Source organism: Rhizobium sp. 21-4511-3d (assembly GCF_053522545.1).
In genome coordinates this window covers 149,317-170,702 of sequence record NZ_JBNWCF010000005.1, presented here as the reverse complement: position 1 = coordinate 170,702, position 21,386 = coordinate 149,317, and the positions used below count along the sequence as shown (strand labels likewise).

17 protein-coding genes and 2 pseudogenes are annotated in these 21,386 nt (G+C 62.1%); 5 read left to right on the top strand and 14 right to left on the bottom strand.

All coding sequences use genetic code 11. From position 1 onward, the window contains the following. Window positions 1-1,206 carry an SGNH/GDSL hydrolase family protein gene (locus ACQZ5H_RS13475; RefSeq protein WP_449098006.1) on the bottom strand — a complete coding sequence of 402 codons (1,206 nt, stop codon included), beginning with the start codon at window positions 1,204-1,206 and terminating at the stop codon, window positions 1-3. An 82-nt stretch (window positions 1,207-1,288) separates the two neighbouring features. Then, window positions 1,289-2,512: a lytic murein transglycosylase gene (locus ACQZ5H_RS13470; RefSeq protein WP_112719952.1), complete on the bottom strand. Its 1,224-nt coding sequence runs from the start codon at window positions 2,510-2,512 to the stop codon at window positions 1,289-1,291. Between the two features lie 200 nt (window positions 2,513-2,712). Here ACQZ5H_RS13470 and galU point away from each other — a divergent pair, with 200 nt between their 5' ends. Further along, window positions 2,713-3,600, top strand: coding sequence for a UTP--glucose-1-phosphate uridylyltransferase GalU (gene galU / locus ACQZ5H_RS13465; RefSeq protein WP_112719951.1), 888 nt, complete (start codon window positions 2,713-2,715; stop codon window positions 3,598-3,600). Window positions 3,601-3,705: 105 nt separating this feature from the next. On the opposite strand, the gene ACQZ5H_RS13460 is transcribed toward galU, so the two are convergent. After that, entirely contained in the window at window positions 3,706-5,280 is a 1,575-nt protein-coding gene (locus tag ACQZ5H_RS13460; RefSeq protein WP_449098005.1) for an outer membrane beta-barrel protein, read from the bottom strand. Between the two features lie 145 nt (window positions 5,281-5,425). On the opposite strand from ACQZ5H_RS13460, the gene ACQZ5H_RS13455 reads away from it, so the two are divergent. After that, entirely contained in the window at window positions 5,426-6,421 is a 996-nt protein-coding gene (locus ACQZ5H_RS13455) for a KpsF/GutQ family sugar-phosphate isomerase (protein ID WP_112719949.1), read from the top strand. Here ACQZ5H_RS13455 and ACQZ5H_RS13450 read toward each other — a convergent pair whose 3' ends face one another. The 8 genes from ACQZ5H_RS13450 to ACQZ5H_RS13415 all read right to left on the bottom strand — a co-directional run bounded on the left by ACQZ5H_RS13450 (window position 6,422) and on the right by ACQZ5H_RS13415 (window position 14,624). Beyond that, window positions 6,422-6,877, bottom strand: a complete 456-nt coding sequence (locus ACQZ5H_RS13450; protein ID WP_449098004.1) for an NfeD family protein — start codon at window positions 6,875-6,877, stop codon at window positions 6,422-6,424. It abuts the gene before it with no gap. A 3-nt stretch (window positions 6,878-6,880) separates the two neighbouring features. Further along, a complete protein-coding gene (locus tag ACQZ5H_RS13445; protein ID WP_449098003.1) occupies window positions 6,881-7,891 on the bottom strand; it encodes an SPFH domain-containing protein in 1,011 nt (336 codons plus the stop codon). Between the two features lie 102 nt (window positions 7,892-7,993). Beyond that, window positions 7,994-9,028 (bottom strand): ferrochelatase, encoded by a 1,035-nt coding sequence (gene hemH / locus ACQZ5H_RS13440; protein ID WP_449098002.1) that lies wholly within the window; start codon window positions 9,026-9,028, stop codon window positions 7,994-7,996. Window positions 9,029-9,156: 128 nt separating this feature from the next. Next, window positions 9,157-11,052, bottom strand: a complete 1,896-nt coding sequence (locus tag ACQZ5H_RS13435) for a 5'-nucleotidase C-terminal domain-containing protein (protein WP_449098001.1) — start codon at window positions 11,050-11,052, stop codon at window positions 9,157-9,159. 206 nt (window positions 11,053-11,258) lie between these two features. Then, window positions 11,259-11,627, bottom strand: coding sequence for an outer membrane lipoprotein Omp10 (gene omp10 / locus ACQZ5H_RS13430; RefSeq protein ID WP_112719944.1), 369 nt, complete (start codon window positions 11,625-11,627; stop codon window positions 11,259-11,261). Between the two features lie 169 nt (window positions 11,628-11,796). Continuing rightward, window positions 11,797-13,251 (bottom strand): homospermidine synthase, encoded by a 1,455-nt coding sequence (locus ACQZ5H_RS13425; RefSeq protein WP_112719943.1) that lies wholly within the window; start codon window positions 13,249-13,251, stop codon window positions 11,797-11,799. Window positions 13,252-13,386: 135 nt separating this feature from the next. Beyond that, window positions 13,387-14,292, bottom strand: a complete 906-nt coding sequence (locus tag ACQZ5H_RS13420; RefSeq protein WP_449098000.1) for a heme-dependent oxidative N-demethylase family protein — start codon at window positions 14,290-14,292, stop codon at window positions 13,387-13,389. A gap of 47 nt (window positions 14,293-14,339) precedes the next feature. Continuing rightward, window positions 14,340-14,624 carry a YciI family protein gene (locus tag ACQZ5H_RS13415; RefSeq protein WP_449097999.1) on the bottom strand — a complete coding sequence of 95 codons (285 nt, stop codon included), beginning with the start codon at window positions 14,622-14,624 and terminating at the stop codon, window positions 14,340-14,342. A 128-nt stretch (window positions 14,625-14,752) separates the two neighbouring features. Between ACQZ5H_RS13415 and ACQZ5H_RS13410 the strand changes: the two genes are divergently transcribed. Continuing rightward, on the top strand, window positions 14,753-15,655 hold the full coding sequence (locus tag ACQZ5H_RS13410; protein ID WP_449097998.1) for a diguanylate cyclase domain-containing protein: 903 nt from the start codon (window positions 14,753-14,755) through the stop codon (window positions 15,653-15,655). Here ACQZ5H_RS13410 and ACQZ5H_RS13405 read toward each other — a convergent pair. The 3 genes from ACQZ5H_RS13405 to ACQZ5H_RS13395 form a co-directional block, all read right to left on the bottom strand. Continuing rightward, window positions 15,652-16,275, bottom strand: a complete 624-nt coding sequence (locus tag ACQZ5H_RS13405) for an aminotransferase class IV family protein (RefSeq protein ID WP_449097997.1) — start codon at window positions 16,273-16,275, stop codon at window positions 15,652-15,654. The two genes, ACQZ5H_RS13410 and ACQZ5H_RS13405, sit on opposite strands and share 4 nt — an antisense overlap. Continuing rightward, complete coding sequence (locus ACQZ5H_RS13400) at window positions 16,272-17,378, bottom strand: aminodeoxychorismate synthase component I (RefSeq protein ID WP_449098101.1); 1,107 nt, start codon at window positions 17,376-17,378, stop codon at window positions 16,272-16,274. Before ACQZ5H_RS13400 ends, ACQZ5H_RS13405 begins: the two co-directional genes overlap by 4 nt. A gap of 350 nt (window positions 17,379-17,728) precedes the next feature. Next, window positions 17,729-19,582 carry a M3 family oligoendopeptidase gene (locus tag ACQZ5H_RS13395; protein ID WP_449097996.1) on the bottom strand — a complete coding sequence of 618 codons (1,854 nt, stop codon included), beginning with the start codon at window positions 19,580-19,582 and terminating at the stop codon, window positions 17,729-17,731. 208 nt (window positions 19,583-19,790) lie between these two features. Between ACQZ5H_RS13395 and ACQZ5H_RS13390 the strand changes: the two are divergent. Continuing rightward, window positions 19,791-21,048, top strand: a pseudogene (locus ACQZ5H_RS13390) (sigma-54-dependent transcriptional regulator); the annotation flags it as partial. Between the two features lie 86 nt (window positions 21,049-21,134). Further along, window positions 21,135-21,344 (top strand): annotated as a pseudogene (locus ACQZ5H_RS13385) (helix-turn-helix domain-containing protein); the annotation flags it as partial. Window positions 21,345-21,386 lie beyond the last annotated feature (42 nt).

Below are 21,386 nucleotides of genomic sequence, written 5' to 3'. Positions count from 1 at the left end.
TTACTTCGCCGAAACCTGCTTCGGTTCCTTGGCCGGAAGGCGGTAGTCGTCGACGCGCCCGGCGGGAGCCTCTTCGACCATGCCGTCCTGCACCAGCATGTCGCGCGGCGACTTGGTGAGCGAGACCGGCGGTGCCTTGGCGCCGAGCAGTTCGGAGCCGCCGTCGAGATTGGGATCGGAGAGGCTGATCGGTTGGGTATGCGGCACGTTCGGCTCCGGCAGGCCGAGGCTCGGCAGGTTGCTGGTGTCGAGGCGCACGAGGTCCGGGCTCGCCTGGGTGCCGAGGATGCGACGGGCGGGCTTTTCGACATAGAATGCGACTTTGCGGCGGCCGGCCTGCGTCAGGTTGATGCCGTCGGAGGTGCGCAGGCGCACCTGCTGGCCGTTGATATCGGAACCGGTGACGATGAACTGGCCGCCTTCGTCGACGAAGCCGTCCCAGATGTCGACGAACTCGCCGCCGACGCTTTCCACCTGCTTGCGGTAGAGCTGGTTCATCTGCACCGCGTCCGAGGTCATCGAATCGGAACCGAAGGCGGGAAGACCGACCCAGAGCAGCGGGATCTTGCGGCTCGTGACTTCCTTGCCGAAATTCAGCACGCGTTTCTGATATTCGGCATACCAGGCCTCGGTGCGGAATTTCTCCTTGTCGCCGTTGATCGCCATCTGCTGGCGGTCGTTGGCGCCGATCATGACGACGACGATGGCGGGCTTCACCTCGTCCATCATCTTCAGGAGCTGCTCGGGCCAATTGTAATAATCGTCGCGCACCAGGCCGGAGGAGACGTTGCCGCGCGCATCGATGACGACGCCCGGCGAGGTGTTGAACGCATCGGTCATGCCGTCGCCGAGGCCGCTGGCCAGGAAGTCGCCGACGATCAGGATCTTCTGGGCGTTTTCGAGCTTTTGGACCGTCTCCTCTTGCGGAACGACAGGTGCCGGCTTCGGCGCGGATGTTACCGCCTTCGGCTTGGCCGGAGGGCGCTTGCGCTGCGGGCGGGGGCGCTCGACATCCGGCGGCGGCGGATAGTCGTCGACATAGGTGCGGCGGCCGAAGAAGAAATCGAGAATCGAGCGGCGCTCGTAGCGCTCCTGTGCATCGGCGAAATGAACGGGCGCGGTTACGCCGAAAGACAGGGCCAACAGCGCGATCGTCGCCGTCCGCCAGCCGGATTTACGCTTGTTGCCCTGTGGTCGCATGGTCATGTCCCGCATCTCGCGGCATTTTCGCATGGAGTGGGCGCGAGCGTCCACTCCGGATAGGATTTATGTCGCGAAATCTTGCCGTCTAGCGGCGCAGCGCGTTGAGCAGCGGAAGCGAGGGCTCGCCGTCGGCCTGCATCCCCAGGCGCTCCTGCACGGCCGAGATGGCGGCTTTCGAGCCGGAGCCGAAATTGCCGTCGACTTCGCCGTTGTAATAGCCGAGCGTCTTCAGGCGCGTCTGCAGCTCGAACTTTTCCTTCACGTCGAGCGTGCCGTCCGGCCGCGGCCAGCGCTGCTTCATGCCGCCATAACCGGCGATCTCGTCGGCGAGCAGGCCGACGGCAAGCGCGTAGCTGTCGGAGGCGTTGTACTTCTTGATGGTGAAGAAGTTCGAGGTCATCAGGAAGCCCGGACCACCGGCGCCGCCCGGCATCTTGAGGATCGCCTTGGTGCCGGCATCCTTGAAGCTCTTGCCGTTCGGACGCGTCAGCCCCATCGCCGCCCACTGGGCCAGCGTGTGGGTCTTGCCCGCCTGCTTGGCGGCAGAGGCCGGAACCGAAACTTCGTAGCCCCAGGTCTTGCCGGTCTGCCAGCCGTTCTTGGCAAGCAGGTTGGCCGATGTCGCCAGCGCATCGGGAACCGAATTCCAGATGTCGCGATGGCCGTTGCCGTCGGCATCGACCGCGTAGAGCAGGTAGCTGGTCGGAATGAACTGCGTATGGCCCATGGCGCCGGCCCAGGAGCCGGTCATGCCATCGGCGGAGATGTCGCCGTTCTGCAGAATCTTGAGGGCTGCGATCAGCTGCTTCTTGGCGAATTTCGCCCGGCGCTCGTCGGCATAGGCCAGCGTCGCAAGGGCGCGCGGCACGTAATGCAGGCGATCGTCCTTTTCGAGAACGGCGCCGTAATTCGATTCCATCGACCAGATCGCCAGGATGATCGTCTTGTCGACGCCGAAATGGCGCTCGATGGCGTTTAGAGTCGAGGCGTGCTTTGCGGCCATTTTGCGGCCGATCTCGACCGTGTAGGGGTTCACGCGGGAATCCACATAGTCCCAAATCTTGGTTGTGAATTCCGGCTGAAAGGCCGCCTTTTCAAGGACTGTAGGGTCGGGTTCGCTCACACCGGAGAAGGCTTTCCGATAGGTTGCCTTGCTGATGCCATTTTGCGCGGCAGTTTGATAAAAATCCGCGATCCACTTCTGGAACCGCTGGTCGGCAGCCGCGTTATGGGGTGCCAAACCGGCGGACGCGGTCACAACGAGGGCGAGGGCAAGACCACGAAGGGAGTATTTGTGATTTTTGGTCATCGGCAGTCCGTATCCGTCATCTCTGTTACAAGTGCGGCGGAGGGGCATTCCGTCCGGACCCGAGACTACCGGAACGAAGTCAACAAATTCTTTACCATGACAACGTCTTCCCGTCATCATTTGTAAAACAGTAGCGAATTTAGCTTAATTCACCCCAAATAGCTTGAGTTCAAAGCGATAAACCCCCCAGGAGGTTCTACGTGACGCAGCAGAAAAAAGTTCGTAAAGCGGTATTCCCGGTCGCAGGTCTTGGAACCCGGTTCCTTCCAGCGACGAAGGCCGTTCCGAAGGAAATGCTGACCGTCGTCGATAAACCGATCATTCAGTACGTGGTCGACGAGGCTCTGGAAGCCGGTATCGAACATTTCGTTTTCGTCACCGGCCGCAACAAGCACATCATCGAAGACTATTTCGATATCCATTTCGAACTGGAGCAGACGCTGCGCGAGCGCAGCAAGAAGGCCGAAATGACGCTGCTCGAAGCGCAGCTGCCGAAGGCCGGCACCGTCAGCTTCACCCGCCAGCAGGAACCGCTTGGTCTCGGCCACGCCGTCTGGTGCGCCCGCGAGATCGTCGGCGACGAGCCCTTCGCGCTGCTGCTGCCCGACATGATCATGAAGGCCGAAGGCAAGGGTTGCATGAAGGGCATGATCGACCTTTACGGCCAGAGCGGCGGCAACATCATTGCCGTCGAGGAATGCGCTCCGGACCAGGCTCACAAATACGGTATCGTCGGTGTTGGCGACGCGATCGGCGACGGCTTCCGCATCACCGGCATGGTCGAAAAGCCTGCCAAGGGCACGGCGCCCTCGAACTTCTTCATCAACGGCCGCTACATCCTGCAGCCGGAGATCTTCAAGATCCTGGAAACCCAGGAACGCGGCGCCGGCAACGAGATCCAGCTGACCGACGGCATGCTGAAGCTGCTGAAGGATCAGGCCTTCGCCGGCTACCACTTCCGCGGCACGACCTATGACTGCGGCGCCAAGGATGGCTTCATCCTCGCCAACGTCGCCTTCGCGCTCGACCGTGCGGATATCCGCCCGACCGTCGAGGAAGGCTTCAAGGCTTTGCTGAAGGGTCTCTGAAGTCCAAGCATCGGCCCGAAAATCGAAATCGATTTTCGGAAAGCCTGATGCGTAGATTCAAAGAGTTAGAGCGTTCTTTGTGCGTCCATATGGACGCACGGCGCTCTAGCGCTTTAACCGCAAACCGACACCGGCTCGCCATTGCTGCGAGTCGGTGCCTTCATCCCGCGTCGTCAGCTCGTAGCCGACAGTGCTCGTCAGATCGAGATAGCGGTTGATGTTCCAGATCAGACCGGCGCTCGTCGTGTAAACGGTCTCATCGCTGCTTGCTCCGGCCGGATAGTCGCGGAGCGTCACCCCACCCAGAACCGTTGCCTGCAGATTGTCGCGCAGCTGATGCGTGATCGTTGTCGACAGAGCATGCGAGACGTAACCGCTCAGGCCCGGCGTGGTGGAGGGCTGAATGCTGGTCTGCAGGTCGAAGCCGACATTGGTGCCGCGCAGCGGCGACCAGACGATATTGGCGTCGACGGTTGCCGTATCGATCGACGACAGACGGTCGTCGTCGAAATTGGCCGTCTCGTAACCGGCACTGACTTCGCCTCTCAATTTCTCGCCGAGATCGATCTGAACGCCGGCCTTGGCGCCGTAGCTGTTGCCGGAGCGGGCATAGCCTGAGCTGTCGCGCGTCTCGTCATAGACGGTCTTGCCGACGGTGCCTTCGATGAAGGGGATGAGCGCCGGGGAGAGCTCGTAGCCGATGCGGGCGCGGAAATTTCCGGCGGTCTGGTCGCGGTCGCTGAGGGAAACAGTCGTGCCGTTCGCCAGCGTCACGTCGGAATAGATCGTCCGGACGACACCGATTTCCGTCGTGCCGCGCAAGACGCCGAAGTCGCGCTCGATCGAGGCGCCGGTGCTGAATTCCTGGACGTTCGACTGCTCATCGGCGTCGGAGATGGCGTTCGGATCGTCGGTGTCTTCGCGGTAGAAGCGGTAGCCGCCCTTGAGATGGGCGGTGGTGTCCTCGGGCAGATCGAGGCGCAGATCGCCATCGATCTGGAAGGACGGCTGTTCCTCGCCTTCGCCGCTGATGTTCTGCTGCCAGCTGCCCTCGCTGGTGACTGTCAGCTGGTGCAGCCCCCAATCGGAGGTCAGCGTCGCATTGCCGTCGGTCTGCAGGAAGCCGCGGCTTTCCTTGATGCCGTTATCCTTGGTCGTCTCGGTATTGATCGACTGGGTGATCGACGGGCGCAGGATGAAGGTGCCGACGCGGATGCCGTCGGTGTCCTGCTCAGTCAGCGTATCGTCGGCTTTGCGCGGCAGGCGGCGCTCATCGATCGCCGGTTCGCGGGTGTTCAGGCGGCGGATGTCCTCGTCGAGGATCGAGCCGGTCGTCTCGTCGCTCGGCTGCTGGTCACCGGTTGCCGTGGTGGATGCCGTGCCGGTCTGCTGCGTGGTGCCGGTCTGGGTCGCCGTGCCATCGGGGGAGGGAACGCCGGGCTGGCCGGGATCCGGGACGCCGTCGCCATCGAGGTCAGCGGTCTGCGCCTGCTGATCGCCGGTGTTGCCGCCGGAAGAATATTGGGACGATGATTGATAGGCGGATGTGCCGCTGCCGTAGGTCTGCGCCGACTGCGCGAAGGCGATCTGCGGCAGCGCTACGGTGAGAAGAACGGCAGACACGGCAAAGCGCGTCGCACGGAGCGGCGTCAAACTGCTCGTATCACGTTCCTTGCCCATTCAGAATCCGCGTGTGGCATGCTTCAACTCGTTACCCGAAAGTAAAGTGTCATAGTTAATCATTCGTTTAGGACGAACGAGGCGGCCTGTGCTTGCGAGCGCGACAACGATGGACAGCCACAGTGAAAAGCGGTAACGCAAGCACATGATGAGAAAAGTCGTCAATCTGATCGAAAACAGCGTGCTGGAGTCCGCGCGGCGGACCATCAGCATCGAGCGGCGCGGCCTTGAAGCCCTTGAGCGGGCGCTCGACGATGGTCTCTCCGGACCCTTCAGTCAGGCCGTCGAGACGATCAGCGCCATCAAAGGGCGCCTCGTGGTAACCGGTGTCGGCAAGAGCGGCCATATCGGCGTCAAGCTCGCGGCAACCTTCGCTTCAACGGGCACGCCTGCCTTCTTTGTCCATGCCGCCGAGGCCAATCATGGCGATCTCGGCATGATCGGTGATCAGGACGCGATCATTGCCGTTTCCTGGAGCGGCCAAGCGCCGGAACTGAAGGCGATCCTGAACTACTCCCGCCGCTTCTCGATCCCGCTGATCGCGATTACCTGCGATGAAAAGTCCGTTTTGGGCGAGGCGGCCGATATCGTATTGAAGCTGCCGAAAGAGATGGAGGCTTGTCCGCACGGTCTGGCGCCGACGACATCGGCGATGATGCAGCTGGCGATCGGTGACGCGCTCGCCATGGCGCTGCTCGATGCGCGGGGCTTCACGGCCCGCGACTTCCACGTCTTCCATCCGGGCGGCAAGCTGGGCGCGAGCCTGACTCACGTCTCCGACATCATGCACAAGGGTGACCGTCTGCCGCTGGTGGCGGAGGGTACGCCGATGCAGGATGCGATCAAGGTTCTGTCGAGCAAGCATTTCGGCTGCGTCGGCGTTCTCGACGGCGACGGGAAGCTTTGCGGCATCGTCACCGAAGGCGATATGGCACGCAACCTGTCGCGCAATCTTGCCGAACTGGCCGTCGACGACATCATGACGCGGACGCCGAAGGTGGTGAAGCCGAAGGTGCTTGCGACGGCTGCGCTTGCCTTGCTCGAGGAATATCACATCGGCGCGCTGATCGTCGTCGACGACGACAACCGACCCGTCGGCCTCGTCCATTTCCACGATCTCCTGCGGATCGGCGTCGCCTGATCAGGCGGCTTCCACCGTCAGGTCGCGCCCGGTGCTGGCGATGACCCTGACGCGGGTGCCGGCCGGCAGGTCCGGTCCCATCACCTGCCAGATCGTATCATCCAGCTTTATCCGGCCGCGGCCTTCAGTGATCGGCTCCGCCAGCGTGGCGGTGCGCCCGACAAGGCTCGCGCCGCGCTGATTGAGGAACGGCTCGTCAGTCGTATCGTGGCGCAGCGTCAGCCGGCGGCCGATAAAGGTCGCGGCGACCGATAGCGCCGCGAACAGGATGAGCTGTACTTCCCAGACCCAGAAGCCCGCATCCCACAGCAGCAGCGACAGGATGCCGACGGCAAGCGCCGCCAGCCCGATCCAGACGAGGAAGAAGCCGGGCACGATCATTTCGGCGGCCAGCAATACGAGGCCGGCTACCCACCAGGTCCAAGGCCCGAGCTCTGCAACGATGCGTGCCAGCATGCGTCAGCGCTCCGGGTTCTGGCTGAAGGGGTTGACGGGCGGGGTGCTGCGCTGCGCCACCTGCCGGGGCGGCTGCGGCGCAGGCGGGGTGCTGCCGTCGCCGAAGACTTCCTTGGCGATGGCGCCGATGCCGCTCAGCGAGCCGAGAATCGACGATGCCTCGATCGGCATCAGCACGACCTTAGAATTGGATGCCGAGCCGATAGAGGTCAGGGCTTCGGTGTATTTCTGCGCCACGAAATAATTGATCGCCTGGACGTCACCGGCGGCGATCGCCTCGGAGACCATCTTCGTTGCCTTGGCTTCGGCCTCGGCCAGGCGCTCGCGGGCTTCGGCGTTGCGGAAGGCGGCTTCGCGCTGTCCCTCGGCCTGCAGGATGGCCGACTGCTTGGCGCCTTCGGCGCGCAGGATCTGGGCGTTTCGCGAACCTTCCGCTTCCAGAACCTGGGCGCGCTTCTCGCGTTCTGCCTTCATCTGGCGGGCCATGGCATCGACGAGGTCGCGGGGCGGCTGGATGTCCTTGATCTCGACGCGGGTGACCTTGATGCCCCAGGGATGCACGGCCTCGTCGACGACGCGCAGCAGGCGGTCGTTGATGGCGTCGCGGTTCGAAAGCAGCTCGTCGAGGTCCATCGAGCCCATGACCGAGCGGATGTTGGTCATGGTCAGGTTGAGAATGGCGTTTTCGAGGTTGGAGACCTGATAGGCGGCCTGCGCGGCGTTCAGCACCTGATAAAAGGACACGGCATCGGCCGAGACCGAGGCGTTGTCCTTGGTGATCACTTCCTGGGTCGGCACATTCAGCACCTGCTCCATCACATTCATCTTGGCGCCGACGCGCTCGATGAAGGGGGTGATCAGGTTGAGGCCGGGCTCCAGCGTGCGCGTATAGCGGCCGAAACGCTCGATCGTGTAGCGATAGCCCTGCGGCACCGTCTTGATGCCGGCAAACAGCACCAGGATGACGAAGATGACGAGTGCGATGACGACGATGTCGAAGCCGCCCAGGACCATGAAATTCCTCCACCGGTTGTTGCCGGAAAATCCGGCACACATCAAACGTGGAGACTTATCCCGTTATTTGCAACGATCCGCAACAAAAAGCCGCTGGCCGGATCAGACCCAGCCGAGCAGCTCCCGGCGGACGACCTTTTCGAGCACGCGCATGCCGTCCTCGCTGTCGTTGAGACAGGGGATATGGGTGAATTTCTCGCCGCCATTCTCATGGAAGGAATGGGCCGCCTGTTCGGCGATTTCTTCCAGCGTTTCCAGACAGTCGGAAACGAAGCCAGGGTTGAGGACTGCGATCTTCTTGACGCCATCCTGCGCCAGCTTCTCGACGGTCTTGTCGGTATAGGGCTGCAGCCATTCTTCCGGCCCGAAGCGGGACTGGAAGGTGACCATGAACTTCTCCTTCGGCAGGCCCAGGCGCTCGCGCAGCAGGCGTCCGGTCTTCTGGCACTGGCAGTAGTAGGGGTCGCCCTGCTTGAAGTAGGACATCGGGATGCCGTGGAAGGAGGCGAGCACCATGTCCGGCTCCCAGTCGAGCGTCGCGAGGTGCTGCTGCACGGAGTTGGCGAGCGCTTCGATATAGGTCTCGTCGTCGTGATACTCGGGCACGGTGCGCACCGCCGGCTGCCAGCGCATGGTCAGGAGCTTCTGGAAGGCCTTGTCGTTGACAGTCGCCGTCGTCGCTGCCGCATATTGCGGATAGAGCGGGAAGAGCACGATGCGGTCGCAGCCCGCCGCCTTCAGAGCGTCGATGCGCGAGGCGATCGAGGGGTTGCCGTAGCGCATCGCCCAGTCGACGACGACATTGGGCAGGTCCTTCAGCCGCTCGGCCATCAGGTCCGACTGGCTGCGCGTATAGGTGCGCAGATAGCTCTCGTCCTTGTCCTTGTTCCAGATAAGCTCGTAAGCCTTGCCCACCTTACCGGGGCGGGTGTTGAGGACGATGCCGAAAAGGATCGGGTACCATTTCCAGGGCGACCATTCGATGACGCGCTTGTCGGTCAGGAACTCCCGGAGATAGCGCCGCATCGATTTGTAATCGGTGCCATCGGGCGTGCCGAGATTGACGAGCAGCACTCCCACCTTGCCAAAGCTGACGGGCGGATGGTCCGCCGGGCGGTTCGAAATTTCAGCAGTCATACTGGCCCCAACGCTCATGATGTCTTCGCCCCGCTCATACGCAGCCGGGTTCGGTTGGTTCAACCCTATAAGTAGAAAAGCCGGCCCGGGGAACCCCGGACCGGCTTCGAAGATCGGGACAAATCGTCTTACTTGGCGGGAAGCTTCAGCTCCTCGCCGACCATGAGGCGGCGCGGGTTCGGGCTACCGTTGGCTTCGGAGATCTTCTTCCAGAGTTCACCGTTACCGTAAAACTGCTTGGCGAGATCCCAGAGCGTGTCACCGGCGGCAATGACGTGGCTGGACGGCGTTGCGGCGGCCGGTGCGGAAGCAGCCGGTGCAGCCGGTTCGGCAGACGGTGCCGATGCTGCAGGAGCGGCGGGCGCCGCCGGAGCAGCGGGTGCCGCAGGAGCGGCCGGGGCAGCAGCGGTGCCGGTTGCAGCGATCTCGGTGACGCGGCCATCGGTGTAGGGCTTGTAGGGGTTGTGCGCCGTCAGATACTCGACAGTGACGTCGGCAAGATCGGGGCCGAAGTCATAGGCGTTCTTGCCGGCGCTCTCGAAGATCGAGTAGCCGTCGCCGCCCGCGCGCATGAAGTTGTTGGTGGCAACGCCATAGGTCTTGGCCGGGTCGATCGGCGCGAAAGCGTCGCCGGTCTTCACCTGAACGTCGCTAACGCGGCTGCCGACGGGCTTCGACTGATCGAAGGTATACTTGAGACCCGCAACCTGCGCGAAACGGCCGGCGCCCTGGTCGATCTGGCTGACGCCGTTTTCCAGCGCCTTGACGACGTCGGCACCGGTCAGCTGGAAGGTTGCCAGCGTGTTCTGGAAGGGCAGGACCGTGATGACTTCGCCCTGGGTGACGTCGCCGCCATCGATCGAGGCACGCAGGCCGCCGCCGTTCTGGATGGCGATCTGGACGCCCTGGCTCTTGGTGCGGTCGAGCATCGCATCGGCGACGAGGTTGCCCATCGAGCATTCCTTGACGCGGCAAACGGTGCGGTCGCCCTCGATCGGGCCTTCCGAGGCGCCGATGACCTTCTTGCGCAGGTCTTCGATCGGCTTGGCGAGTTCGGCAATGCGTGCCGTCAGCGCCGGATCGGGTGTGAAGGAGGAGTCGATCAGGATCGGATCGCCCTTGGCGCTCTTGACGACGCCGTTGTCGTCGAAGTCGACGACGAGATCACCAAGATACTTGCTGTAGGAGGCGGCCTGGACGACCGGAACCTTGTAGCCGCCGGGATTGTCGACCATCGTCGGATAGGGGCCTTCGGCCTTCGGATCGGTGTTCGACAGCAGGCTGTGCGAGTGGCCGCCGACAACGACGTCGACATCCGGGATCTTGGCGATGAAGGCGAGATCGCGCGGGTAGCCGACATGCGTCAGCGCGATGATCTTGTTGATGCCCTGTGCCTTCAGGTCCTGAACGGCTGCGGTGATCGAGGCGACGTCGTCGGCGATCAGCACTTTCGGGCCAGGCGAGGAGAGTTCTTCCGTGTCGTTGGTCACGGCGCCGACGACGCCGATCTTCTGGCCGCCGACATCGAGAACCAGCGACGGCTTGATGCGGTCGCCGAGCTTCGAGCCGTCACCGGCGAGCACGTTGGCCGAAATGACCGGGAACTGAACCTTGTCGAGGAAGGTGGCGAGGCCGTCTTCGCTGTCGTCGAATTCATGGTTGCCGACAGTCATGACGTCGAACTTCATGGCGTTCAGCACTTCGGCTTCGGCCGCGCCCTTGTAGGTCGTGTAGAAGAGCGAGCCCTGGAAATTGTCGCCGGCATTGAGCAGCAGCACGTTCTGGCCCGAGAGAGCCTGGCGGCGCTGGTCGATCGCGGTCTTCAGGCGGGCGGCACCGCCGAAGCATTCCTTCTTGCCTTCTTCCTCGGCAGAGCAGGTGGAATCGAATTTGTTGATCGATTCAATGCGTGAATGGAAATCGTTGATGTGAAGAATATTGAGCTGGTAGTCCGCAAAAGCGGCGCTTGTGCTGAGCGCCAGCATGGATGCCGTCAGCAGACCGAAATTAAAGGATTTCGTCATCCTGTTCTCCTGATTTTCCGGCGGCAGCGCTTACCCCTGGCTGTTCCGCCGATCCCTCTTAGCCGTTACCCGGCGCGCCGGATGTTTTCATCAAGCCTGCGCAACCGCAAGCGAAAAGCTGTGCCAGTCCTGGCGCTTTCCAAGTAGCGGTAAACAAAAAAGCTCCCGCGAAGGGGAGCTTTTGATCGTCCGAATTTCGAGCGCAGTTACATGCTGCGCGTCAGCGTGAACTGCGAGCCGGAATCGGCGGTGCAATTCAGCTGGGTCGGGTTGACGAGGGCGCAATTGACCTTCGACTGCGTCTTGCGCACCAGCGAGGTCATGTTGATCTCGACCAGAGACGGCCCGGTGTTCACATAGGTACCGGAGGCGAGCAGCTGGTTGCTGTCGGTCGTGCGGGTGGTGAAGGTACCGGCCTGGAAAGTCGAGACGATGCCGTTCGGATCGCGCCATGCGCCTTCGACACCGGCCGGAGCGGCGCTTGTGGCGACAGGCATCGGGCGGGGATCAGAGGAAACACAGGCGGCGAGCGCTGCTGCGGCAGCCGCCAGCGCGGCAATATTTCTCAACTTCATAAGCTTCTCCGGCAATTGACGGCGGACTTTATCCGCAAGAGTTCGGAAAAAACATGGCGCGGGGCGGCCGCCAAGGCAAGTCTTCTGCAACGCCGAAGCGAATTTACACAGCAGGCGTTACAAAAATGCCCGCCTTGCGGCGGGCATCTTGGTTTTCACCGGTTCGCGGTTACGAGCGAACCAGGATGTTCTTGAACTGCCACGGATCCTTGGTGTCGAGATCTTCCGGGAACAGGCCCGGGCGGCCGTCCAGCGGGGTCCAGTCGGTGTAGTGACCTTCGACCGGGCCGAGGTAGGGCAGCTGCACTTCGAGGCAGCGCTTGTAGTCGATCTCGTCGGCTTCAACGATGCCGGCCTTCGGGTTTTCGAGAGCGTAGACCATGCCGGCCAGAACGGCCGACGTGACCTGCAGGCCGGTGGCGTTCTGGTACGGCGCGATGCGGCGGGTTTCTTCGAGCGACAGGCGCGAGCCGAACCAGTAGGCGTTCTTCTCGTGGCCGTAGAGCAGCACGCCGAGTTCGTCGATGCCTTCGACCAGTTCGTCCTCGTCGAGGACGTGGTGAACGGGCTGCGAGTTGCCGCCGTTGCCGAACATTTCATGCAGCGACAGAACGGCGTCGTTCGCCGGATGGTAGGCATAGTGGCAGGTCGGGCGGAAGGTCACTTCGCCGTCCTTGTCGCGCACCGTGAAGTAATCGGCGATCGAGATGGACTCGTTGTGGGTGACGAGGAAGCCGTACTGCGGACCCGGCGTCGGGCACCAGGTGCGAACGCGGGTGTTGGCGCCGGGCTGCTCGAGGTAGATGGCGGCCTTGCAGCCCTTCTTGTGCTTCTTGGCGTTCTTCGGCATCCAGTTTTCGTGGGTGCCCCAGCCGAGTTCGGCCGGCTGCAGACCTTCGGAGATGAAGCCTTCGACGGACCAGGTGTTCCAGAAGACGTTGAGCGGCTTCGGGTTCTTGGTGAGCTGCGTGTCGCGCTCGGCAATGTGGACGCCCTTGACGCCGAGCTTCTTCATCAGCTTCGCCCAGCCTTCGCGGTCGTGCTGATCCGGCTCTTCGAACTTCAGGCCCGTGTCATTGGCGAGGTTGACCAGCGCCTGCTTGACGAACCAGGAAACCATGCCCGGGTTTGCACCGCAGGTGGAAACGGCCGTCGCGCCGCCCGGGTTCTTTTCCTTTTCCTTGCGCACGGTTTCGCGCAGCGCATAGTTGGTGCGGTCGGCATTCTTCATGTTCTTGTCGAAATAGAAGCCGAGCCACGGCTCGACGACGGTATCAATGTAGAGAACGTCGAGCTTGCGGCAGAGCTTCATCAGGTCGAGCGAGCCGGTATCAACCGAGAGGTTGACGCAGAAGCCCTGGCCTTCACCTTCCGTCAGCAGCGGCTTCAGGAGGTCCTTGTAGTTGTCCTTCGTCACATATTCCTTGATGTGACGGACGCCGTGCTTCTTGAGGATTTCCATGTCGCCCGGCTCTTCGCGCGGGTCGATGACAACCAACCGGTTCTTGTCGAACTTGAAGTGGCGCTCGATCAGCGGCAGCGTGCCGCGGCCGATGGAGCCAAAGCCGATCATCACGATCGGGCCGGTAATTTCGGCATATACCGGGTGGTTCTGTTCCGTCATTCTTTTCTCCTGTGGAAGGCGACGAAGGCGATCTGCCTGAAGAATTCTTCAAAATGGGCTGAAAATTCGCGAAGTGACCGGCTCTAACCACAAAATGGCGTCACAATAAAGAGCGTTCGGCCGGGAAATCTAATATCAGGCGGGTGCGAGCTGTTGTGCAAGGCTGTGCAGCTTCTGCACGAGCTCGGCTTTCTGCAGTGTCAATCCCTTGTAAGCCGTCTGCTGTTCGTCGAGCGCGGCAAGCTGCGTGGCGAAGCTCGACGCGAGTTCGGCGGCGCGCGGGTGATGCTCGATCGCGGCGATCGGATCGACATAGATGCGGATCGTGAAGACGATGTCACCGGAAACGGGAAGCTTGCGCAACGTCTGCCGCTCGACGCGGGCGAACCGGTCGGCAAGCGTGAAATCCTCGGAAGACGGTGGGCGGCGGTGCTTGGACATCGGCAGGAAAAGATCGCCCGTCGTGTTGACCGACCAGTTCATACGCTCGACCGGCTGGGCGACCAGCAGGTTGTCGAAGATGCGGGTGATCAGCGCCGCGTTGCGCGTGCCCTCGCTGAAACCGGGCACATCGGCATGGATCGCCTGCACCGGCCGGCCAAACTTTTCCTGCAGCGACCAGGACGACGGGAAGGAGACATGGCCTGCGACCAGATGCCACCCATCGTCCTTGCGGCGCATGATGACCAGATCGTCCTCGACGAGAAGGCCGGCGCGCATCAACGGCGGGAGCGACACGTCGGTGAGATCGACTTCGGTATCGCCGGCCGTGACGATGTCGCCGTGCCGGGAGTAGCGATCCGGGTATGCGGAACAGAGATGATCGGCGAGGAGGGCGAGACATTCTTCCTGTGCCGCTTGCGTATCGTCTTCGGCCACGAACACATCCTGGCGGTGTGCGGCAAGAAGCCCGCGCTTTTCCGCCAGATAGCGCGCGAGATCACCGTCCGGCTCGATCCAGCGGCCGATGTCGAGCGGCATCAAGCCGATGGTGAACGGCTTGGACGATCCATCATAGGGTGTGTAAGCGGGAAGTTTCATTGTCAGGAAACTGCCGGTTTGCGGTGATTGATGCAAGAGTAAAGAGGCTAGCCCTTCAACGCTTCCAGTCCCTCATTAACCGTCGTCAGGGCCACTTCGGTCACCTCGTACTTCGCCACCCCATGCACCGTAAACGGATCGGCGGCGACATAGGCTTCGATCTCGGCGCGGTCGCCGGTGGCGAGGATGACGCCGCCGTTGCGGGGGACCTTGCGGCCGGAGGCCAGGAACCAGCCCTTGGCATAGCCTTCCTTCACCCAGGCCATATGCGGCTCCATGTGCTTGTCGGCCTCTTCGTTGGGCTTCACATAGGTGAGGGAAAGTATGAACATCTTTGATCCCGGGGGTTGTGCCGTTTTGGGGCTGTTGATAACAGAAATTGCACTGCCTTATCCATTTTCTTTTTATAGTTTTGAAGCATTGTGCCACACATCGCCATTAGTACGCCCGGAACCGTCGCATGACCAATATATCGGAGCGGCTTGCGGAGTTGCAGGAGGAAAGCGCCGTCATGATCGTCCTCTACGATCAGGACGACCGTGTGCAATATACAAATGCCGCCTTTCGCTCCACCTTCGCGCTTGAGCCGGACGAAACGCCCACATGGGCAGAGCTGATGCGCCGCAACACCAAGGCGGGGCGCGGCACCATCATTCGCACCACGGATTTCGAGGCATGGCTGATGTCTGCCCAGTCCCGCCGCGGCAAGCTGCCGTTCCGGGCCTTCGAGATGGATGTCGTCGACGGGCGCTGGTTCTGGATGACGGAGACGGTGCAGCGCGACGGCTGGATGCTGTGCATGGCGAGCGACATCACCCATATGAAAACCAGCCAGCGGGATCTGCGCCAGGATCGCGATTTCGCGCTGAGGGCATCGCAGACCGACGAGCTGACCTGTATCTCCAACCGCCGCTTCATGATGGCTGCGCTGGAGAACATGATCGCCCGCCAGGAAACATCGGCGCTCAGCGGCTGCATCTGCATCGTCGATCTCGATTTCTTCAAGCGCATCAACGACAATTTCGGCCATCAGGTCGGCGACCAGGTGCTGATCGACTTTGCCCGGCGGGTGCAGCCGGTGATCAGGCGCCGCGACAGCTTCGGGCGGATCGGCGGCGAGGAATTCATGCTGGTGTTTCCGGATACGACGCTGGAGCAGGGCAAGCGGATAATCGATCGCGTGCTGGAGCTGGTGCGCATTGCCCATCCGCTTCCGGCCCTGCCGGGGTTTTCCTATACCTGCTCGGCGGGCCTTGCAGAGCTCAAGGCCGGGGACACGGTGCAGCAGCTCTATGCGCGGGCCGGCGAGGCGCTCTACATTGCCAAGCAGAGCGGCCGTGACCGGCTGAAGATCGCAGCCTAGGCAAGCACCGCGGGGATCAAGCCGCGTAGCGAATTGCCCATGTAGAGCCTGCCCCCGGCGATATCGGCGAGGCTGATCCTGCCGACGCGGGCCTTGCGCTGGCAGATGAGTTCGGTGCGTAAGACGCCTGCAAGCAGACCGCAGGAGATCGGCGGCGTGCGCAACAGGCCCGAGCCGTCGTCGAGAAAGACCGAGGTGATCGTGCCTTCGCAGACCTCGTCCCTCTCGTTGAGCATCAGGACCTCGTCCGCTTCGCTTGCGGGATATTCCGCCCGGGCGGCTTCGTAGACCTCTCGTCGCGTGGTCTTGATCCGCAGCAGCCTGTCGGCGCTGTCGAGCCTTTGCGAGGCGATGCGGACTTTCCAGATTGTCTCCGGTGCCAGCGGGGTGAAAGCCGACCTCGTTACATTGATCCGCCCGGCAGCATCGAGCGTCAGGCGGACACGAAGCGGTGTCGTTGCACCGGTTACCGCCTCTTCCAGCCTGTCCTTCGCCTGAAGCGGTGCCGGGAAGCCGATGCGGCGGGCGGAGCGGTCCAATCGGGCGAGATGCAGCCGCAGGCGCGTGAAGCCGATACCGGGTTCGAAGCGCAGGGTCTCAATCAGCGAGAAATTGCTCATCGGGCAATCTCCTGATCGCCGATGGCGAAGCGGGCCTTCAGCAGGCATTCCTCGTATTCGGCTTCGGCGGTCGAATCGAAGACGATGCCGCCGCCGACATTGAAGACGGCGCGGCCGTTGTCGAACAGGCTGATGGTGCGGATGGCGACGGAGAAGCGCATGGCGCCCGCCGGAGCGATCATGCCGATCGCGCCGCAATAGACGTCGCGCGGCCGGTCCTCGAGATCGTCGAGGATCTGCATGGCGCTGAGCTTCGGGGCGCCGGTGATCGAGCCGCAGGGGAAGAGGGCGGAGAAGATATCGCGGATCGTCAGATCCGGCAGGAGTTTCGCCTGCACGTGGCTGACCATCTGGTGCACGGTCGGATAGGTCTCGATATCGAAGAGTTTCGGGACATCGAGTGTTCCGACTTCGGTGATCCGCGAGATGTCGTTGCGCAGGAGATCGACGATCATCCGGTTCTCGGCCTGCGTCTTGATATCGGCGAGCATCGCCGCCTTGATTGCCTCGTCCTCGGCGGGATCCGCGCCACGCTTGGCGGTGCCCTTCATCGGATGCGTCTCGATCCAGCCGTCCTCGTCGGTGCGGAAAAAGAGTTCCGGCGAGCGCGAGAGGATCACCGGGCCGCCGAGATCGGCATAGGCGCCGTATTTCACCGGCTGCCGCTCGATCAGCGACCAGAAGGCCGCGAGCGGATCGCCGCTCCAGCGCGCCTCGATCGGCATGGTCAGGTTTGCCTGATAGCAGTCGCCCTGTCGAAGGTGCCAGTGGAGGCGGTCGAAGCGCTCTCTATAGGTTTCGAAATTCCAGCCGGCTTTCGGGGCGGTGAGGAACTCTTCGTTGTCGCGGCGGCGGACAGGCTGGGCGAGGGGGTGATCGCCGGATGCAGGGGCGTCGAAGATGCCGAAGCAGAGAAGGGGGGACCGGCGCTCCGCAGGGAGTTTGGGGGCGAGCTTGTCCTCGAAGAGGTAGCCGGCCTCGTAGGACATATAGCCCGCAAGCCATTTGCCGGCGGCTTTTGCGTCCTGCATGCGTTTCAGGGCCGGGAAGAATTCGGCGCGGTCGTTGGCGATGATGATTTCGGACGGCTCGGAAAAGAGCATCGTCTGATCCGAGGTATCGTCGCGGAAGAGGATGAAGCGTGCGTTGCCCACCTACGCCTCCCTCATCCCTGCTCCCCGAGCTTGCTCGTGGGATGTCACAGGGATCCAGTGCGCCCAAGTCCTTGGGCGCGAAAGACTCCCTTCACGACGCAGACACGCCGTGGCTGGATTCCTGTGACATCCCGTGGGCGCAGCCCTAAGGGCACAGGAATGAGGGAGTGGGTGGGTTGGCGTCATTCGTTCTCTCTTGGGCGGCAGCAAGGACGGCGCAACCCGCCTGACATGCGGAAAGTCGTCTCGCCGACCGCCCTTCGGGCCACCTTCTCCTCGCAAGGAGAAGGCCTATCACTTCAGCCCTTATCCAAAGCTTCCAATTCGTCGATCAGCCCTTCGATCATCGACAGGCCCTTGCTCCAGAACGACGGATCGGTGGCGTCGAGGCCGAAAGGCTTCAGGAGTTCGGAGTGATGCTTGGTGCCGCCGGCCTTGAGGAGCTCGAAATACTTGTCCTGAAAACCCTTGTCGGCCTTCTGGTAGACGGCATAGAGCGAGTTCACCAGGCAGTCGCCGAAGGCGTAGGCGTAGACGTAGAAAGGCGAGTGGATGAAGTGCGGGATATAGGCCCAGTAGGTCTCGTATCCCTCGGAGATCTTGATCGCGGGGCCTAAGCTTTCGGACTGCACAGAGAGCCAGAGCTCGCCGATATCGTCGGATGTCAGCTCGCCGGCCTTGCGGGCGGTGTGCACCTTGCGTTCGAATTCGTAGAAGGCGATCTGGCGCACGACCGTGTTGATCATGTCCTCGACCTTCTGGGCGAGCATCGCCTTGCGCTCGCGCTTGTCGCTGGTCTTGTCGAGCAGCGCGCGGAAGGTCAGCATCTCGCCGAAGACCGAGGCGGTCTCGGCCAGCGTCAGCGGCGTCTGGCACATCAATGCGCCCTGGCCGCCGGCCAGCACCTGATGAACGCCGTGGCCGAGCTCGTGCGCGAGGGTCATCACGTCGCGCGGCTTGCCCATGTAGTTGACGAGTACGTAGGGGTGCGCGGAGGGAACGGTCGGATGCGCGAAGGCGCCAGGCGCCTTACCGGGGCGAACCGGGGCATCGATCCATTCCTCGTCGAAGAAGCGCTTGGCGATCGCGGCCATCTCCGGTGCGAAATTGCCGTAGGCGGAGAGGACCGTATCCTTTGCCTCGTTCCAGGAAATGACGGCGTTCGAGGTTTCCGGCAGCGGCGCGTTGCGGTCCCAGAAATTCATCTGGTCCATTCCGAGCCACTTCGCCTTCATCGAATAGTAGCGGTGCGAGAGGCGCGGATAGGCTTCCCTGACGGCGGCGGCCAGCGCATCGACGACTTCGCGCTCGACGCGGTTGGCGAGATGCCGGGAGTCGGCGATGTCTTCGAAGCCGCGCCAGCGGTCGGCGATGTCCTTGTCCTTGGCGAGCGTATTGGTGATCAGCGTGAAGGTGCGGATATTGGCCTTGAAGGTTTCCGCCAGAGCCATCGCCGCCTTGTGGCGTGCTTCCGGGTTCGGATCCTGCAGCATGTTGAGCGCCACTTCGAGCGGCAGCTTCTCGCCGTCGATCTCGTAGCGCAGCTCGGCCATCGTCTCGTCGAACAGACGGTTGAAGGCAGCGGCCGATGTCATCGACTTCTCAAGGAAGAGCTGCTCCAGCTTGTCGTCGAGCTGATAGGGCTTGTCCTTGCGCAGGTCGACCAGCCACGGGCGGTAGTGACCGGCGGCGGGATCGTTCGCCATGCAGGCGTCCATCACCACGTCGTCGATGCGGTTGAGCTCAAGCGCGAAGAACAGCAGGTGGCCGGAGAATTCGGTGATGCGCGCCTGGACGTCGCCATAGAGCTTGCCGTTCACCGGGCTCGTCGTATCGGAGAAATAGGTGAGGCCGGCAAAGGAGCCGAGACGGCCGATGATATCGTCGAGCGCCTCATATTCCTTCAGCGCCTGGCCGATACCTTCCGCACCCGTCTTGGTAGCTGCGGCCGCCAGCTTGCCCTTCCACTTTTCTTCGAAGGCGATCGAATTCTTGCCGGCCTTTTCCATGTCGCTGGTGAAGGCGGTCGAGATTGCGGAAGGGTAGAGATCCTGCAGTTTCCAGACCGGAAGATCGCCGAGCGCAGCGTCGGATGCACCGGCGGCAGATGTTGCCGAAAAATTAAGACCGGCGGCGTTGAGCACAAAATTCATGGCAGGGCTCCTCTTCCTCTTTTCAAACAGGTCTGACTGTCTATGCGCCAGAAGCCCCCGCATCAAGGGGTTTTCGGCAGTCAAAAGGCCCCGCTTCGGCACGGAATCGCCATCGTCACAATCGTTAAAATGCGATTATTTCTCAAAACTGGATGTTCAAGCCTTTCGGGCAGAGTGCAACCTAGGTTTCGCATGAAGTGAGGCGACAATGACCGGTTACAATGAGCTCAAAGGGGCAGGGCAGATACTCGTGGTCGAGGATGACCCGGTACAGCGCCGTCTGTTGAAGAACGCAATCGAGCGCCACGGGCACGTCGTCCATCAGGCAGAAAACGGCCGCATCGGCCTGGAGATGGTCAAGCGCGATGCTGGCCTTTTCAATGTGATCGTGCTCGATCTGATGATGCCGGAAATGACCGGTCTCGAGTTTCTTGAGGCGGTGCACGAATTCGGCACACAGATCCCGGTGATCGTTCAGACCGGCCAGGGCGGCATCGAAACGGTCGTCCAGGCGATGCGCGCCGGCGCCTTTGATTTCGTCGTCAAGCCGGTTTCCCCGGAACGTATCGCAACGTCGATCGCCAACGCGATGAAGCTCGACCAGCGTGAAGTGAAGGCCCGTGCCGGCCGCCGCTCGCGCTCCGGCGTCGTCGGTTTCGATGATATCGTCTCGGCAAGCCCGGCGATGATCCGCGTCATCGATCTGGCGCAGCGCGCCGCCCAATCGAATATCCCGGTCGTTCTCGAAGGCGAGTCCGGCGTCGGCAAGGAACTCGTCGCCCGTGCCATCCAGTCGGCCGGCGATCGCTCCGGCAAGCCGTTCGTGACCGTCAACTGTGGTGCGATCCCGCACAATCTGGTCGAAAGCATTCTCTTCGGTCATGAGAAGGGTGCGTTCACCGGCGCGACCGAACGCCACATCGGCAAGTTCATGGAAGCCGACGGCGGCACCATCTTCCTCGACGAAATCGGCGATCTGCCGCTCGAGGTTCAGGTGAAGCTGTTGCGTGCCGTGCAGCAGGGCGAGATCGAAACGGTCGGCGCCCGTACGGCCCACAAGGTCAATGTCCGGCTGATCTCGGCGACCAACAAGGATCTGATCGAAGAGGTCAAGAACGGCCACTTCCGCGAGGACCTCTACTATCGCCTCAACGTGTTCCCGATCACCATTCCGGCGCTGCGCAAGCGCAAGGAAGACATTCCGCATCTGGTGCGCGTCTTTGCCGACCGCTTTTCTTCGGAACAGAAGAACGGTCACCGCATGACGGTCAGCGCCGGCGCTCTGGCGCTGCTGACCGCCTACGACTGGCCGGGCAATATCCGCCAGCTGGAAAATGCGATCTTCCGCGCTGTCGTGCTCGCAGAAGGGCATGAGCTGACGGAATCGGACTTCCCGCAGATCGCCGCGCAGTTGCCGGAATACGATGTCGTCGATCATCTGGCGCTGGTGGCCGACAACTCGCACCGTGACCGCGAAGCCGAGTTCGCAGCGGCCGATTACAGCGTTCCGCCGCCGTCGATGATCGACACGTCTGGCCGCCATGGCGAAACGGCTGATAACGCCATCGCCAGCGTCAACCCGGCGGGCGAAGTGCGCAAACTTGCGGATGTTGAAGAGGAGCTGATCCGATTCGCCCTTAAATTCTATCGGGGCCAGATGAGTCAAGTTGCGAGGAAACTCGGCATCGGACGATCAACTTTGTACAGGAAGCTGAAAGATTACGGCATCGACCCCGATAATCCCCAGAAAGACGCGGCATAGCAGCTGCCGCGTTAACATTCCCGCAAGCATGTCCGGTTACTG

Coding starts and splice junctions, on each gene's coding strand:
- ACQZ5H_RS13475 (WP_449098006.1), bottom strand. CDS start 1,206: ATGACCATGCGACCACAGGGCAACAAGCGTAAATCCGGCTGGCGGACG.
- ACQZ5H_RS13470 (WP_112719952.1), bottom strand. CDS start 2,512: ATGACCAAAAATCACAAATACTCCCTTCGTGGTCTTGCCCTCGCCCTC.
- ACQZ5H_RS13460 (WP_449098005.1), bottom strand. CDS start 5,280: ATGGGCAAGGAACGTGATACGAGCAGTTTGACGCCGCTCCGTGCGACG.
- ACQZ5H_RS13455 (WP_112719949.1), top strand. CDS start 5,426: ATGATGAGAAAAGTCGTCAATCTGATCGAAAACAGCGTGCTGGAGTCC.
- ACQZ5H_RS13450 (WP_449098004.1), bottom strand. CDS start 6,877: ATGCTGGCACGCATCGTTGCAGAGCTCGGGCCTTGGACCTGGTGGGTA.
- ACQZ5H_RS13445 (WP_449098003.1), bottom strand. CDS start 7,891: ATGGTCCTGGGCGGCTTCGACATCGTCGTCATCGCACTCGTCATCTTC.
- hemH (WP_449098002.1), bottom strand. CDS start 9,028: ATGACTGCTGAAATTTCGAACCGCCCGGCGGACCATCCGCCCGTCAGC.
- ACQZ5H_RS13435 (WP_449098001.1), bottom strand. CDS start 11,052: ATGACGAAATCCTTTAATTTCGGTCTGCTGACGGCATCCATGCTGGCG.
- omp10 (WP_112719944.1), bottom strand. CDS start 11,627: ATGAAGTTGAGAAATATTGCCGCGCTGGCGGCTGCCGCAGCAGCGCTC.
- ACQZ5H_RS13425 (WP_112719943.1), bottom strand. CDS start 13,251: ATGACGGAACAGAACCACCCGGTATATGCCGAAATTACCGGCCCGATC.
- ACQZ5H_RS13420 (WP_449098000.1), bottom strand. CDS start 14,292: ATGAAACTTCCCGCTTACACACCCTATGATGGATCGTCCAAGCCGTTC.
- ACQZ5H_RS13415 (WP_449097999.1), bottom strand. CDS start 14,624: ATGTTCATACTTTCCCTCACCTATGTGAAGCCCAACGAAGAGGCCGAC.
- ACQZ5H_RS13410 (WP_449097998.1), top strand. CDS start 14,753: ATGACCAATATATCGGAGCGGCTTGCGGAGTTGCAGGAGGAAAGCGCC.
- ACQZ5H_RS13405 (WP_449097997.1), bottom strand. CDS start 16,275: ATGAGCAATTTCTCGCTGATTGAGACCCTGCGCTTCGAACCCGGTATC.
- ACQZ5H_RS13400 (WP_449098101.1), bottom strand. CDS start 17,378: ATGCTCTTTTCCGAGCCGTCCGAAATCATCATCGCCAACGACCGCGCC.
- ACQZ5H_RS13395 (WP_449097996.1), bottom strand. CDS start 19,582: ATGAATTTTGTGCTCAACGCCGCCGGTCTTAATTTTTCGGCAACATCT.